Consider the following 13,560-nt stretch of genomic DNA (forward strand, 5'->3'; position numbering starts at 1 on the left):
CCGGCCTGACAAGGACACACCGGGAGGCTGTTCCGATTCTCGCAGACGCTTACAAGGGAGATTCCACCATGATCGCCGTCATCTTTGAAGTCTGGCCGACGCCGGGGCGGGCCGAGGAGTACTTCGACCTGGCCGCGTCTCTGCGGGCGGAGTTGCAGCAGATCGACGGCTTTATTTCCATCGAGCGCTTCGAGAGCCTGACGACCCCGGGGAAGGTTCTCTCGCTCTCCTTCTGGCGGGATGAAGCGGCCGTGCGCAACTGGCGCAATCTGGAGAGGCACAGAAAAGCCCAGGCCCGAGGGCGCGGCGGCATTTTTGCCGACTACCGGCTGCGGGTCGCGGCGGTGGTGCGGGATTATGGGATGACGGAGCGCGGCGAAGCGCCGGATGACAGCCGCGACCTGTTCGGCTGACCAGCCCCAAGATAAACAAAACGAAGTCCCGACGAATCTCCGGCCGGGACTTCTTTTTTGTGGGGAAGTGACTTTGGCGGCGCGGGAAGGCCGCTCAGTTGCTTTAATCCCGGCCCCGGGCGGATAATGAAAGCGAACTGCCGCTTTTCACACCTTATCCACCCACAGGGAGCACACCATGAACAGCTTACTGCGTCTCGCCATCGTGGCCATGCTGCTGGCGGTGCCGTTATCCGCGCTGGCCATGCACCATGAAGTCAAGGTCGCCGAAAAGGCCGGCATCGGCCACTACCTGACCGATGCCGAAGGGAAGACCCTCTACTGGTTCAAGAAAGACATGCCGGGGATGAGCGCCTGCAGCGGCGGGTGCGTCGGCAACTGGCCGATCTTCTACCGGGAAAGCGTGATGGCGCCGGCGGAGGCCGCAGCCGCCGACTTCGCCACCATCACCCGTGAGGATGGCCAGCAGCAGACCACCTTCCGCGGTTATCCGCTCTACTGCTTTGCCGGCGACAGCGCTGCGGGGGAGACGAACGGCCAGGGATTGAAGGAGGTCTGGTTCGTTGTCGATCCAGGCAACTTTCCCCCTCACTGATGAAGAGGAAACACCCGTCTCCTACTGAGACGAAGCCCCGACCGGATTCCCGGTCGGGGCTTCGTGGTCAGATGTGGGTTGGGCTGGTTTCTTCCCACTGTGTGATCCTGCCGGCCAAAGCCTTCAGTCCGCCGGATTCTCTTCCAGCAGATTCATCCCCTCCTCCGGAACCCTGGCTTTGCGGCCCTGCTCCAGCAGTTGCTCGTCTTCACTCGCCAGTCCTCCTTCAGCGCCGGTGGTGACCGCCTCCGTGGCGGCGACCGGCGGCGGGGGCGCTTTCGATTCCTCCTGTGGCTCCACCGCTGTTGTAGACTGAAGCATGCGGACCGATACCCCTTCGGGGAACAGAACCTCCCGCGCTTCGTCGGGCATGGAAATTTGCTGCTCCTGGAAAACCCGCTTCACCAGCCGGATCAGCGAGGACTTGACCTTGAGTCCGTTGTAGGCCAGGCCGTCATACCAGAAGTAGATTTTCAGATTCACGGTAGCGGAGCCCAGCCGGTCGACCAGAACCAGGGCCTCCGGGTCCGCCAGCACCGCGGGATGTTCCCGCAGAAGATCCCGGACCAACTCCTGGGCGCGAGTAATCTCGTTCTCGAAGCCGATCCCGACTTCGAAGCTCTCGCGGCGATTGGGATTGGCGGTGTAGTTCCGGATGATGCTTTTATAGACTGTCGCGTTGGGAATCTGCACGTGGTTGCCGTCCAGATTCATCAGTACCGTGCCGCGGGTGGTTACCCATTGCACGACGCCGGTATTCCCGACAATCTCGACCAGATCGCCGATCCGAAACGGATTGCGCAGGCTGATCAGGATGCTGGCGAGATAGTTTTCGAGGATATCGCGAAAGGCGATTCCGGCCACCAGACCGGCCAGCCCCGTTCCGCCAAGCACTGTTGCCGCCAGGCGGGAGAGGCCGACGACCTGCAGCACCAGATACAACCCGAGCAGCAGAACGATGATGCTCAAAACCCGCGCCGCGACATCACGCAGCAGCGGATTCAGCCGTTGGCCCAGGGCCCTTCGCGTCCCCTGCGCCGCGAGCCAGGCAACGGCTCCGGACAGGAACAGCACCAGCAGCCCGAGCAGGAGTCGCGGCAGCCGCTGCAGGGTCCCCTGCCAGAGGTTATGCAGCTCTGATAACGCGGGCGAAAAATCCCAGGGCGAACTTTCCGCCACCCGGATACGATTAACCACCGCAACCACGTCGCCGGTTTTGGCGGCCAGGGTCCCGGCCCAGGTCCGGTCTTCCGCCGACGCGGCGCGCCCGTCGAGAAAGACCACCCCTTCTTCGACCTGCACGGCAATCTCCGAATACCAGCCGGTCGCTTCCAGTATGCTGGTCAGGCGCCTGTCAATGGCCTGGTCGCTGGCGACCGGCTGCACCTCGATGCGCGCCGCACCCGAGGTGCTCTCCCCGGCGGGCGGGGTCACTCTCGCTTTGGCCGCAGGTTCCTGCTGGGCCAATGCCGGGGAGAGGAGGAGCCCGAAAAAGAGGGCGCTGACGCCAAGGCGCCAGGCGTGACGATGGGGCAAGACCCGTTTTGAACGCCGAAGATTTCGCGCGCAGTTCATGGTAAAGACCCCTGTTCAGTCGCCGCCGGTCAAGCCGAAGCAGGTTTCCATGGTTTCAAATACGGCCAGGTACTTTGCATGGACATCGCGCCGGTCGGACTCCTCCGGCAGGCCATCCCGACTCCCTCGCTCGATCATGGCGGCCTGGTGCAACAAGGCGTTTCTCTGTTCGGGATAACAGGTGAAAGGGAGAATCAGCCGGATGGTTTGCAGCAGGCGGATGCTCACCGCGGCATTGGTCCGGCCATACTGGCGAATCTGGTCGAAGGACGCCGCCACGATCCGGTCGAAGGTGGTCGGGTAGCTGACGACCCGTACCCGGTTTGCGGCATCCTTTTTCAAAATCGGGGGGAAGATTCTTTGCGCCAGATCGCAGAGCGCCGCCCCGAGATGGTTGATGCAGGAGATGGCGGTAAAGGGATCGTTTACCCCCGGCGACAGGGCGCGGGCGGCGATTTCCACCAATTCATGAATGAGAAATACCAGATCCTGTTCCTGGCTGCGTTTTTGTCCGGTTATGAAGTGGCCGTTCACCGCCTTCACCAGGTCCTCCCCATCGGCGGCGGTGCCGGGCCAGACTTCGACCAGGGGCGCGCCCGCAACGATGAAATGCCCGGCCCGGTGCCCGATACGGATGACGAGGTCCCGGTCGACGGCCAGTTCGAGGAGACCGGCATGGTCGATGGCCTGCAAATAGCCACCGGAGAGGGCTGGGAGCGATCGGACCTCCTCGTCGAAACGTGCGGGAAGCAATTCCTCCAGGGCATAGTCGATCTCCCGCGCTCCCACCGCTTCGCTGAATTTGTCGGGAAAGCGCCGTTCGATTTCGGCGCTCAGCTCGCGGCTGACGGCGGCGATGACATTGGTGACCTGAATCGACTCGGCGACATGGTGGATGAAGTAAATCAGGACTCCCACACAGAGGATCGCCAGTAGCAAGGCGGCCAGAACCGAGAGGTGGGGGACGAATGGGGAAGCGGGCGCGTCACTGACCGTTCGCATCACCAGCAGGCAAAACAGGTAGGTGGAGGTGACGGTCCCGAGCACCACCTGGTTGCCGCGGTCGCGCATGAAATTCTGCAGCAGGCGCGGCCCGAACTGCTGCGAGGCGAGGGAAAGGGTAACGATGGTGATGGAAAAGACGATGCCGGTAACCGTGATCATGGAGCTGGCCACCGTCGAGAGGATGGCCCGCGCCCCGGCGGCACCGGTGAGGCTGATCCAGGAGAGATCGATCAGCCCGCTTTGTGCATTAAGCAAGTCGAGCTTGACCAGAATGAAGGCCAGGACGCCTGCCATGCCGGCCATGACCGAAGGGAGGAACCAGTAGCTAGAGCGAATTTTTTGGTAAAGGTTGACAAGTTTGGTCTTCACCGCTGATTCCTGTCATCGGGTTGGCGCCGTAAAAGAACGCGGTGGCATCAGGCGCGGCCGCCCCGCGGCCCGATAAAAAACCAGAGGACGAGGCCGATCACCGGCAGCAGGAAGATGACCAGCACCCAGAGGGTCTTGTTGCCGGGCGAAACCGGACTCTGGAGAATTTTCACCAGGGCCCAGATATCAGCGACCAGGATGGCGATTCCCAACAATGATCCCATGAGGTACTCCTTTGGGGCCACTCAATGTGGCCACCTGCTTTGACCCCTCCGGTCAAATCCTCCGGTTGGATCGATTGCGTTCCCATTTCCTGAAGGTGCCCGCGACGCTCTCCGGACCGGTGGTTTTTTTTCTGGGGGCTAATTGCAGCGGGTCGGCCAGATCAATGTCTCCTCTATCAAGCTTACCCAGCCGCCAGGAATAAACAACAGTGCCCCGGCCCAGGCGCCGGAACCTTTCCCCATAGGTGGTATAATGGCGGCGATGGATCCCCGCCAGGGAATTCAGAGTTGTTCAAACCGTCCAGAGAAAGGGGAGCCATGTACTACATCGTCGAGACCGCAAAATCGTTCGAGCAGGCGGCGACCGACATCGAGGCCGCGGTGACCCGCAATGGGTTCAGCGTCCTGCACATTCATGACCTGGGGGAGAAGCTGCGCAGCAAGGGACTCGATTTCCAGGAGCAGTGCCGGATTTTCGAGGTCTGCAATCCGCAGCAGGCGGTCAAGGTTCTGGGCGCCGACATGCGCTTGAATATGGCGCTCCCCTGCCGGATCTCGGTCTACACCGATCAGGGCAAGGCCCGGCTCGGCCTGATCCGGCCGGCGCAGATGCTCGCCGCCCTGTCGCAGGACCCGGCCCTGGCCGCCGTCGCCGCCGAGGTCGAGGCGAAGACGATCCTTATGGTCGACCAGGCGAAGTAACACGTCACTCCCGCCCCCAAAAGCAAATGCCCCGCACCGGTTGTCCCGGGCGGGGCGTTTGCTTTTGGGGGCCTGCTAAACCTAGCCGCCGTGCAGCAGCCGGTACTGGAGAATATAGACCGCCGCCCCGGCGAGATAGCCGATCAGGGCGAGACCGCTGATCTTCTTCACGTACCAGAAAAAGTGAATCTTCTCCATCCCCATCGCCGCCACCCCGGCCGCCGAGCCGATGATCAGGATCGAGCCGCCGGTCCCGGCGCAGTAGGCCATGAACTCCCAGAGAAAGCTGTCCATCGGGAAGTTGGCGAGGTCGTACATTCCCATCGAAGCGGCGACCAGCGGCACGTTGTCGACGATGGAGCTGACCAGGCCGATGATGCCGACGATGAGATCCTGGCGCCCGACGGTCTGGTCGAGCCAGCCGGCGAGGTGCTCGAGGATCATGGCGTGTTCGAGGGTGGCGACCGCCAGCAGGATGCCGAAGAAGAAGAGGATCGAGGCCATGTCGATATGGGTCAGGGCATGGACCAGAGTCAGGTGCTGTTTCTCTTCCTCCTTCTTGTTGCGGTGCAGCAGCTCGCCGACCAGCCAGAGGAAACCGAGGCCGAAGGTGATCCCCATGAAGGGGGGGAGGTGGGTGGCGGCCTTGAAGACCGGCACCGCGACCAGGCAGCCGATACCGCAACAGAACATCAGGTTCCGCTCCAGCGCCGTGGTGCTGTTCCCGTTGCCGGAAGGGACGTCGGCCACCGGAACCACCGCGCGGGAGCGCAGCACCCAGGCAGTGATGGCGAGGGGGACGATGAGGTTGGCGAGGGAGGGGAGCAGCACCCCGCGCATGATCGAGAGGGTGGAGATCTGGCCGCCGATCCAGAGCATGGTGGTGGTGACGTCGCCGATCGGCGACCAGGCGCCGCCGGCGTTGGCGGCGATGACGATGATGCCGGCGAAAAAGAGCCGGTCTTCCTGGCGCTGCAGCAGCTTGCGCATCAGCGAGACCATGACGATGGTGGTGGTGAGGTTGTCAAGGGTGGCGCTGAGGAAGAAGGTGACGAAGCCGGTCAGCCAGAGGAGCGAGCTGAGCCTTGTGGTCTTGATGCGCGAGGTGATGACCTCGAAGCCGTTATGGGCATCGACCACCTCGACGATCGTCATCGCCCCGAGCAGAAAGAAGATGATCTGGGCGGTGCTGGCCAGCGACTCGGAGAGCCTGCTGCCGACATGGGCGTGGTCGCCGGTCAGCAGCGAGTAGACGGTCCAGAGCAGCCCGGCGGCGAGCAGGGCGCTGGCGGTCTTGTTGATCCTTAAGGGGTGTTCCAGGGCGATAGCGGTATAGGCGAGCAGGAAGATGACGATGAGCAGGATGGTCATGGGCGACGTCCTCGAGCGGGAACCGGTTCTGGGCAGAACCGCAAGAAAAGAGCCGCTCGAACTTCACACCTTTGCGCAGATTTTGTCAATAGGTTCCTAGCCGATGCTCCCCAGACTCGCCAGGGCGATCACCCCTTCCCGGGCCGGCGGCATTGCGCCCCAGGACATCAGCTCGTTGTTGCCGGAAAGGACAAAGCCGGCGCTGCGCAGCAGCGGGCCCATGCCGCTCGAGCGCAGCAGATCGATGACCAGCGGCCGCTCGGCGGGGGTGCGCTCCAGCGCCTGCAGCAGGAGCAGCCGGTTCTCCCGCGGACAGCGGCCCGGGGAGAGCCAGGGGCCGAGCTGCCAGGCATTCGGATCGGGTTGCAGCAGGGCGAGGCTCTCCCCCTGCTGCAGGATCATTGCCGGCATCGCCAGGGCGGTGATCAAGGGCGAGCGGTCTTCTCCCCAGCAGCGCCAATCGAGGGCGATCAGCTTCTCCAGCAGCTCCGGTGGCGTCGGCAGACCACCGCCCAGCCCCTGCCCCGGCCCCTGCCAACGCTCGACGCGGTCGCAAGGGAGAAAGCCGCGCCGCTGGTAGAGGGGGAGGCCGGCGCCGGAGGCGGTCAGCCAGATCCGCTTCACCCGGGCCAGGTTCAGGCGCTCGACCGCGAAGTCAAAGAGGGCGGCGCCAAAACCGCGCCCGCGGCTCTCCGGGGCGACCAGCAGGTTGCCGATCCAGCCGCTCTCTTGGTAGGCAACGGCAGAGACGAAGCCGAGGGGGCGGCCGGCGAGGCGCAGGACGAAAAAGTGGGGCCACCACTGGTCCTGGAAGAGCTGTTCCTCGCGCAGCGGCACGCGCCAGTTCTCGGCGGCGGCCCAGGCGCGAAAACAGGGCCACTCGCAGACAGTCGGTGTCGCGAACTCCATGTCGCGTCCTCAGGCCGCCCGGCAGAGGTGGCGCAGATCGGCGTCGCTCAAGGGGCGTTTCTGGCGTTCGGAGAGGCGGCGCACCCGGCTAAGCAGGCTCTCGAGGTTGTGGTCGGCGGCGTTGATGCCGAGGAGCGCCAGGCGCTCGCTGAGGCCGTGCCGACCCGAATGCTTGCCGAGGATGAGGCTGCGCTCGAGGCCGACTTCGGCCGGGTTGTAGCCTTCGTAGTTGAGGGGATTTTTCAGGACGCCGTCGGCATGCATCCCCGATTCGTGGTGAAAGACCTTCTCGCCGACCACCGCCTTCCAGTCCGGCACCGGCCGGCTGCTCGCCTGGCCGACGTAGCGGGAGAGCTCGACGAAGCCGCGGGTGTCGATCCCCGGGTCGATGCCGCAGGCATGCTTGAGGGCCATCACCACCTCTTCGAGGGCGGCGTTGCCGGCGCGCTCGCCGAGGCCGTTGACGGTTGTGTTGACGAAGCGGGCGCCGGCGCGCAGGCCGGCGATGGCGTTGGCGGTCGCCATGCCGAGGTCGTTGTGGGTGTGAACCTCGAGATCGAGACGGGTACGGTCGGCGAGGAAGCGGACCTTGTCAAAGGTGGCGAAGGGGTCGAGGATGCCGAGGGTATCGCAGAAGCGGAAGCGGTCGGCCCCTTCGGCTTCGGCGATGGCGAGCAACTCGACCAGGAAGTCGAGGTCGGCGCGGCTCGCGTCTTCACCGCCGACCGAAACGTAGAGGCCATGCCCCTTGGCAAAGCCGAGCGCTACCTTGAGCTGCTCCTTGACCCAGTCGCGGCTCTTGCCGAGCTTGTGCTCGATATGGATGTCGGAGACCGAGAGGGAGATGTCGACCGCCTCGACCCCCGTCGCCAGCGAGACCTCGATGTCGGCTATCACCGCCCGGTTCCAGGTGATCAGCCGGGCGGAGAGGCCCATCTCGACCAGGGCGCGGATCGATGCCTGCTCCTCCCGCCCCATCGCCGGGATGCCGCACTCGAGCTCGCCGACGCCGATGGCGTCGAGGCGGCGGGCGATCTCTTTCTTTTCGGTCAGGGTGAAGGCGACGCCGGCGGTCTGTTCGCCGTCGCGCAGGGTGGTGTCGTCGATGATGATCGGCCGGTTCAGGGCTGCGTTCATGGTCAACCTCCCAGCGAAAAACGAAAAGCCCCGGAACCTGTTTCAGGTTCCGGGGCGACTTTGCCTGTTGGGGTGCCGGCGACGCTGTCGGCGGATAATTTTGCTTCCTCCTCCTTATCAGCACAAGCCGTGCCAAGGGAAAAGCCCGAAAATCGGGGCGCTGGCCCCCGTTTCGCACCACTCTTGCCGCAAATCGCGGCAGCAGTGACCAATTCCCGGTCAGCGGCCGGTGAGGTCGATAAAGTTGCGCAGCAGGCGCCGGGCGCTCGTCGCCAATTCCGCTTCGCGGCGGCGGAAGCTCTCCGCCACCTCGGCAGCGGCCCCGGTCTGCTGGCACCAGGCGGCGACCACTTCGCCGTTGACCTCGGGATGGAACTGCACCCCCCAGGCGTTGCCGTGGCGGATCGCCTGGCCGGCGCAGTCCACAGAAGTGGCGAGGTGGTTCGCCCCGGAGGGGACGGAGAAGGAGTCGTTGTGCCATTGGAAGACCGGCAGCTCCTCGGGGAGCCCGGCGAAGAGGGGGTCGCGGCGGCCAGCGGCGGTCAGGGTGGCGGTGCGGACGCCGTGCTCGCCGTCGGTGGCGGGGCGCACCTCCCCGCCGAGCACCGCGGCGAGGAGCTGGCCGCCGAGGCAGACGCCGAGCTGGGGAACCTCCCGGGCCAGCAAGTCGGCCATGAACGCGCGCACCGTGCCGAGAAAGGGGAAGCGTTCCTGGTCCTGTACCCCCATGTAGCCGCCGAGGACGATCACCCCGGCGAGGGGGGCGAGGTCGGGGAGGGGATCGTCGCGGTCGGGGCGCCAGGTGGCGTGGGGGACCTTCCACTGATCGAGCCAGGTGGCGAAGTTGGCGGCGGGGACGCGGTCGTGGTTCTGAACAAAGAGGATCATGGCAGGCTCCGGAGGAGGTCAGTAGAGGCGCCGGAAGGCCGAGGCCTTGATCACGGCGATGATTTCGTTCCCCGGCTCGAGACCGAGATCCCGCACCGCTTCGGCGACCACCTGCGAGACCAGGGTCTGGCCGCCGCAGTCGAGTTCCACCCCGGTGCGCGCCCCGGCGGTAAAGATCGACTTGACCCGGCAGGCGAGCAGGTTGCGGGCGCTGGTCGCCTCCGGGTGGCGCTTGAAGAGGGTGATGTCCTTGGAGGAGAGTTCGAACATCCCTTGCGGCTCGGTGCCGCCGGCCGCCAGCATCAGCTCGCGACCACCCCAGTTGTAACTGTAGAGGCCGTCGTGCTGGCGCGGAGTCTTCAGTTCGAGGAGGTTGATGTAGCCGACCGGGCTGCTCCCCATGCGGCGCCGGGCGAGCTCCTCGGCGGAACTGCGTGCGACCAGGCGGCCGCCGGCGAACTCGAGCACCTGCTCGGTCATCAGCCGCATCTCGTTGAGGGAGTGGCTGATGAAGAGAAGGGGAATGGCGAACTCGCTGAAGACTTTCCTCAGGTAAGGGATGATCTGGTACTTGAGCCCCGCGTCGAGGCCGGTGAGGGGCTCGTCGAGGAGGATCAGCCGCGGGCAGGAGAGGACGGTGCGCGCCAGCGCCACGCGCTGGCGTTCGCCGCCGGAAAGGGTGCCGGTGTCGCGGTCGAGCAGGGGGGCGAGGCCGAGGACCTCGATCAGGTTTTTCGGGTCGATGCGGCGTTCCGCGCGCGGAATGCGCTTGTAGCCGTAGAGGAGATTGCTCTTCACGCCGAGATGGGGGAAGAGGTGGGCGTGCTGGAAGACGACGCCGATGCGGCGTTTCTCGGGGGGGCGGTTGATGCGGACGCCGCTGTCGAAGAGGGTCTCGCCATCAAGCCGGATCGAGCCCTGATCCGGTCGCTGCAGGCCGGCGATCAGGTGCATCAGGGTCGACTTGCCGCTCCCGGAGGGGCCGAAGAGGCCGATGCGGCGCCCCTCCACCGAAAAGGCGGTCGCCAGGGAGAAGTCACCGAGGCGCTTTTGAAGGGCCAAATCGAGGATCATCGCCGGCTCCTGGGGCGAAAGCGCTGCACCAGCCCCTCGTTGCAGAGGAGAACCGCCAGCGCCAGCACTACCGAGACCAGGCAGAGACCGAGGGCCATGCGGTCGCCGCCGGGGGTGGCGGTGTAGTCGTAGATGGCGAGCGGGATGGTCTGGGTCACGCCGGGAATGTTGCCGGCGATGACGATGGTGGCGCCGAACTCACCGAGGCTGCGGGCGAACATCAGCGTCGCGCCGGCGAGGATCGCCCGCCCGGCGAGAGGGAGGATCACCGAAAAGAGGGTGTCGTACCAGTGGGCGCCGAGGGTGCGTGAGGCCTGGATCAGGTGCAGGTCGATATCTTCCATGCCGATGCGGATCGAGCGTACCAGCAGTGGAAAGCCGACCACCATCGAGGCGATCACCGCCGCCTTCCAGGTGAAGATGATCTGGATGCCGAGTCCCGCCAGCAGTCCGCCGAGCCACCCTTTGCTGCCGAGCAGCAGCAGCAGCAGGTAGCCGACCACCACCGGCGGCAGCACCAGCGGCAGGTTGACGAGGCCGTCGAAGAGGGCCTTTCCCGGCAGCCGGGAGAAGACCAGCAGGTAGGCGGCGGTGATGCCGAAAGGGAGCGAGAGGAGGGTGGCAGTGACCGCCACCTGCGCCGAGAGGGTGATCGCCTGCCAGTCGGTCGGGGAGAATTCGAGCATCCAGGTTCCTTCGGCCGGAAACTTTCCCAAGGGTATTTTCCCGGCGTCGGCTCGCCCGGCCCCTTCGCGGAGGCCGGGCGGGCGTCCTTTGTTTGCGTTACGGGCTAATGATCGACGCCGAGCATCACATTGGATGCCTTGATAATGGCGTAGGCACTCTTTCCTTCGGCGAGCCCCAGGGAAGCCACCGCCTCCTTGGTGACGATGGAGGTGACCTGATCCCCGCCGGGGAGGGTAATGACTACCTCTGCATTGACTGCGCCAAGGGTGATTTTGCTGACGGTTCCTTTAAGTGTATTGCGGGCACTGAGTTTCATAAGTCTCTCCTCTCTGGGGTTGATGTGCGTCGCTGCCTTAAAATCAGGCAGATTCGACAGCTGTCAGAAATAATATTGCCCTTGCAGCCGAATCGTCGTGTCGTCCTTGCCGGTCGTTCGCGTATCGCTGGCCAAGGTGAGGTCGGACTGCAGTTTGAGATGGTGCCGGTCGAAATAGTAGTTGATGCCGAACTGGGTTTCGTTCTTCTCAAATTTTGCCGAGGCGTTGGCTGCGGTCGAATTGATCGCCGAATAGCGGACGCCGAACTCCAGTCTCTTCGGCAGCACCTGGTAACCGGCCTGAAGGTAATAGCCATCGGCATCCCAGGCGTCTCCGCTCTCCGGGTCGGCCGTCAGGGCGTAGTATTCGGCTGCGAAACTCGCCCCCTGCCAGCTGGCGGCAAGATTGGCGGTCCAGAGCAGCCAGGTCAGGTTGCTGCCGTAAGCCGCCGTAAAGTCGGCCGCAGTCAAGCCATCGAGGTTGAGGGCGACATCCATGACATCGTTGTCCTTGTCAAAGCCGCTGCCGACATCGTTGGCCCCGATCTTTTCCCTGGCGAGGGCGGCGCCGAGGTTCAGCATTGGCCGGTCGCTGGGCCAGCCGGCTTCATCGAGGGGGACCGGGCCGAGGGGATTGATGTCGACCCGCCCGGCCAGCAGCATCCGGTTCTCCTTGTTGCGGGTGTTGGGGCCATTGCCGTTGAATATTCCCAACCGATATTCTACAAGTTTTTCGTGCACCGCGCCCGCCATCTGCAGGCCCGTATCGCGGCCCAGGTTGAAGGTTTCGTTGGCCAGGGAGCGGTCGATGAAGAGCTGCCGCGCCACCGAAACCAGTTCCTGGCGCGCCTGGGGTGGCTTGAACTGGCCGACCTGCACCACCAGCGGCGCAGCGAAGGCATAGTTGAGGAAGACATCTTCGGTGACAAAGCCGCTCGCCACGTCCGCCTGGTACTTGTAACCGAGCCGTTGGTCGAAGAGATTCCCCTGCAGCACCAGCTTGACGCGCCGGATGCGGAAATCACTGATATTCTCGCCATTGGCACGGTCCGCATCCCGGTAGCTGTAGAGCAGTTGCGCCCAGCCGCCGAACTGCAGCCGGTAGGCGCCGTCGGCGGTAGCGACGCTCAGTCCCTTGCCCGGCTGGTACCAGGCCGGGCTGCTCTGCCGGGTCGCCTCCGCGTAGTCTTCGGCGCTGATCACCCCCTTTTCCCGCAGGATATCCTCCAGGGTCCGGGCCTCGGTGCGGGGCGTGGGAAACAGGGTCAGGGAAACCAAAAAACAGAGGGGCAAGAACCCGCGCTTCATTGTTTTATTCTCATTGTGAGTGCTGCCAGGGCAGCTGTCATGGTCCGGTAATGACGACGCCCGGCTTTCAGCATCGAAAGCCGGGCGTCGTTGCCCGGTACGACCTCACTGTCGCACCTCCTCGTCCTGGTTTCGCCGGCCGCCGCCGGTCGTCCCGGCCATGGTCCGGGCCTCCTTGCGGGTCAGCGGGAGACGAAACCGCTGGCTGTCGCTACTTTACAATAAAGCCGTATTTTTCCAGGATTCGTGCCGCCGCCGCGGAGCGGAGAAAGGCGAAGAATTGAACCGCCTCCGGCTTGCGGACCCCTTCGGCCGTCAGACCGACGGGATAGGTCACCTCGGCGTAGAGGGGTTGCGGGACCTCCAGCAGAATGACCGCCTGCTGGGCCAGCAGCGCGTCGGTCTTGTAGACGAAGGCGCCATCGACCTCGCCGCGGTCGGCGTAGACCAGGGCCTGGCGCACATCCTGGGCCATCACCAATTTCCCCTGCAGTTGCTCGTAGAGTCCAGCGGCCTTCAGCGCCTGTTCCGCATACTGTCCCGCCGGGACACTCCTGGGGCTGCCGATGGCGATCTTCTGCAGCTTGGCCAGGTCCTCCAGTTCGGTGACCGCCAGACCCTTGCGGCCAACAAAGACCAGGGTATTGAAAGCCAGGGTCTGCACCCCCTCGGCCGGGATGCGCTGCTCCTCGACCAGGAATTGCATCCACTTCGGATTGGCGGAAATGAAGAGATCGGCGGGCGCCCCCTGGGCGATCTGTTTGGCCAGGGCTCCCGACGAAGCGAAGTTGGGGAGGAGGGTCGTATCGGGGGCGGCCTGTTGATAGGCGGCGACCAGTTCCCGGGTCGCATCGGTCATGCTCGCCGCGACCGACAACCGGATCTCGGCGGCCTGGGCGAAGGTTGCCAGCAGAAGCGAAACCACCAGGGCAAGCAGCAGGGTGCGCATGATCTCTTTCCTTTCCCGAATGAATGGGGGTATCTTGG

Annotated in this window: 15 protein-coding genes; 3 read left to right on the forward strand and 12 right to left on the reverse strand. The window is 64.5% G+C overall.

Annotated elements, in window-relative coordinates; genetic code table 11:
* Positions 1 to 68 precede the first annotated feature (68 nt).
* Both ACYQ8E_RS12490 and ACYQ8E_RS12495 read left to right on the forward strand, forming a co-directional pair.
* The gene (locus ACYQ8E_RS12490; RefSeq protein WP_066722609.1) at positions 69 to 413 is read left to right on the forward strand and encodes an antibiotic biosynthesis monooxygenase family protein; all 345 of its coding nucleotides are present in this window, start codon (positions 69 to 71) and stop codon (positions 411 to 413) included.
* Positions 414 to 591: 178 nt separating this feature from the next.
* Positions 592 to 1,008, forward strand: a complete 417-nt coding sequence (locus tag ACYQ8E_RS12495; RefSeq protein WP_066722612.1) for a COG4315 family predicted lipoprotein — start codon at positions 592 to 594, stop codon at positions 1,006 to 1,008.
* Positions 1,009 to 1,131: 123 nt separating this feature from the next.
* On the opposite strand, the gene ACYQ8E_RS12500 is transcribed toward ACYQ8E_RS12495, so the two are convergent.
* The 3 genes from ACYQ8E_RS12500 to ACYQ8E_RS12510 are packed head-to-tail and all read right to left on the reverse strand — an operon-like array spanning position 1,132 to position 4,181.
* Positions 1,132 to 2,583: a mechanosensitive ion channel family protein gene (locus ACYQ8E_RS12500; protein WP_082820085.1), complete on the reverse strand. Its 1,452-nt coding sequence runs from the start codon at positions 2,581 to 2,583 to the stop codon at positions 1,132 to 1,134.
* A 15-nt stretch (positions 2,584 to 2,598) separates the two neighbouring features.
* On the reverse strand, positions 2,599 to 3,957 hold the full coding sequence (locus tag ACYQ8E_RS12505) for a DUF2254 domain-containing protein (RefSeq protein WP_066722614.1): 1,359 nt from the start codon (positions 3,955 to 3,957) through the stop codon (positions 2,599 to 2,601).
* A 47-nt stretch (positions 3,958 to 4,004) separates the two neighbouring features.
* Positions 4,005 to 4,181 (reverse strand): PLD nuclease N-terminal domain-containing protein, encoded by a 177-nt coding sequence (locus ACYQ8E_RS12510; RefSeq protein ID WP_082820086.1) that lies wholly within the window; start codon positions 4,179 to 4,181, stop codon positions 4,005 to 4,007.
* 318 nt (positions 4,182 to 4,499) lie between these two features.
* On the opposite strand from ACYQ8E_RS12510, the gene ACYQ8E_RS12515 reads away from it, so the two are divergent.
* Positions 4,500 to 4,883, forward strand: coding sequence for a DUF302 domain-containing protein (locus ACYQ8E_RS12515; protein WP_459861055.1), 384 nt, complete (start codon positions 4,500 to 4,502; stop codon positions 4,881 to 4,883).
* Between the two features lie 81 nt (positions 4,884 to 4,964).
* Here ACYQ8E_RS12515 and nhaD read toward each other — a convergent pair whose 3' ends face one another.
* The 9 genes from nhaD to modA all read right to left on the reverse strand — a co-directional run bounded on the left by nhaD (position 4,965) and on the right by modA (position 13,522).
* The gene (gene nhaD, locus ACYQ8E_RS12520; protein ID WP_066722619.1) at positions 4,965 to 6,254 is read right to left on the reverse strand and encodes a sodium:proton antiporter NhaD; all 1,290 of its coding nucleotides are present in this window, start codon (positions 6,252 to 6,254) and stop codon (positions 4,965 to 4,967) included.
* A 96-nt stretch (positions 6,255 to 6,350) separates the two neighbouring features.
* On the reverse strand, positions 6,351 to 7,163 hold the full coding sequence (locus ACYQ8E_RS12525) for a GNAT family N-acetyltransferase (protein WP_066722621.1): 813 nt from the start codon (positions 7,161 to 7,163) through the stop codon (positions 6,351 to 6,353).
* 9 nt (positions 7,164 to 7,172) lie between these two features.
* Complete coding sequence (gene nifV, locus ACYQ8E_RS12530) at positions 7,173 to 8,300, reverse strand: homocitrate synthase (RefSeq protein WP_066722623.1); 1,128 nt, start codon at positions 8,298 to 8,300, stop codon at positions 7,173 to 7,175.
* A 219-nt stretch (positions 8,301 to 8,519) separates the two neighbouring features.
* Entirely contained in the window at positions 8,520 to 9,188 is a 669-nt protein-coding gene (locus ACYQ8E_RS12535) for a type 1 glutamine amidotransferase (protein WP_066722625.1), read from the reverse strand.
* Positions 9,189 to 9,206: 18 nt separating this feature from the next.
* Positions 9,207 to 10,262, reverse strand: coding sequence for a molybdenum ABC transporter ATP-binding protein (gene modC / locus ACYQ8E_RS12540; RefSeq protein ID WP_459861056.1), 1,056 nt, complete (start codon positions 10,260 to 10,262; stop codon positions 9,207 to 9,209).
* Positions 10,259 to 10,948 carry a molybdate ABC transporter permease subunit gene (modB, locus tag ACYQ8E_RS12545; protein WP_066722631.1) on the reverse strand — a complete coding sequence of 230 codons (690 nt, stop codon included), beginning with the start codon at positions 10,946 to 10,948 and terminating at the stop codon, positions 10,259 to 10,261. Before modB ends, modC begins: the two co-directional genes overlap by 4 nt.
* 104 nt (positions 10,949 to 11,052) lie before the next feature.
* The gene (locus ACYQ8E_RS12550; protein ID WP_066722633.1) at positions 11,053 to 11,265 is read right to left on the reverse strand and encodes a TOBE domain-containing protein; all 213 of its coding nucleotides are present in this window, start codon (positions 11,263 to 11,265) and stop codon (positions 11,053 to 11,055) included.
* Between the two features lie 63 nt (positions 11,266 to 11,328).
* Positions 11,329 to 12,573 (reverse strand): porin, encoded by a 1,245-nt coding sequence (locus ACYQ8E_RS12555; protein ID WP_459861057.1) that lies wholly within the window; start codon positions 12,571 to 12,573, stop codon positions 11,329 to 11,331.
* Positions 12,574 to 12,784: 211 nt separating this feature from the next.
* A complete protein-coding gene (modA, locus tag ACYQ8E_RS12560; protein WP_066722653.1) occupies positions 12,785 to 13,522 on the reverse strand; it encodes a molybdate ABC transporter substrate-binding protein in 738 nt (245 codons plus the stop codon).
* Between the last annotated feature and the right edge of the window lie 38 nt (positions 13,523 to 13,560).

Source organism: Desulfuromonas carbonis (assembly GCF_054658035.1).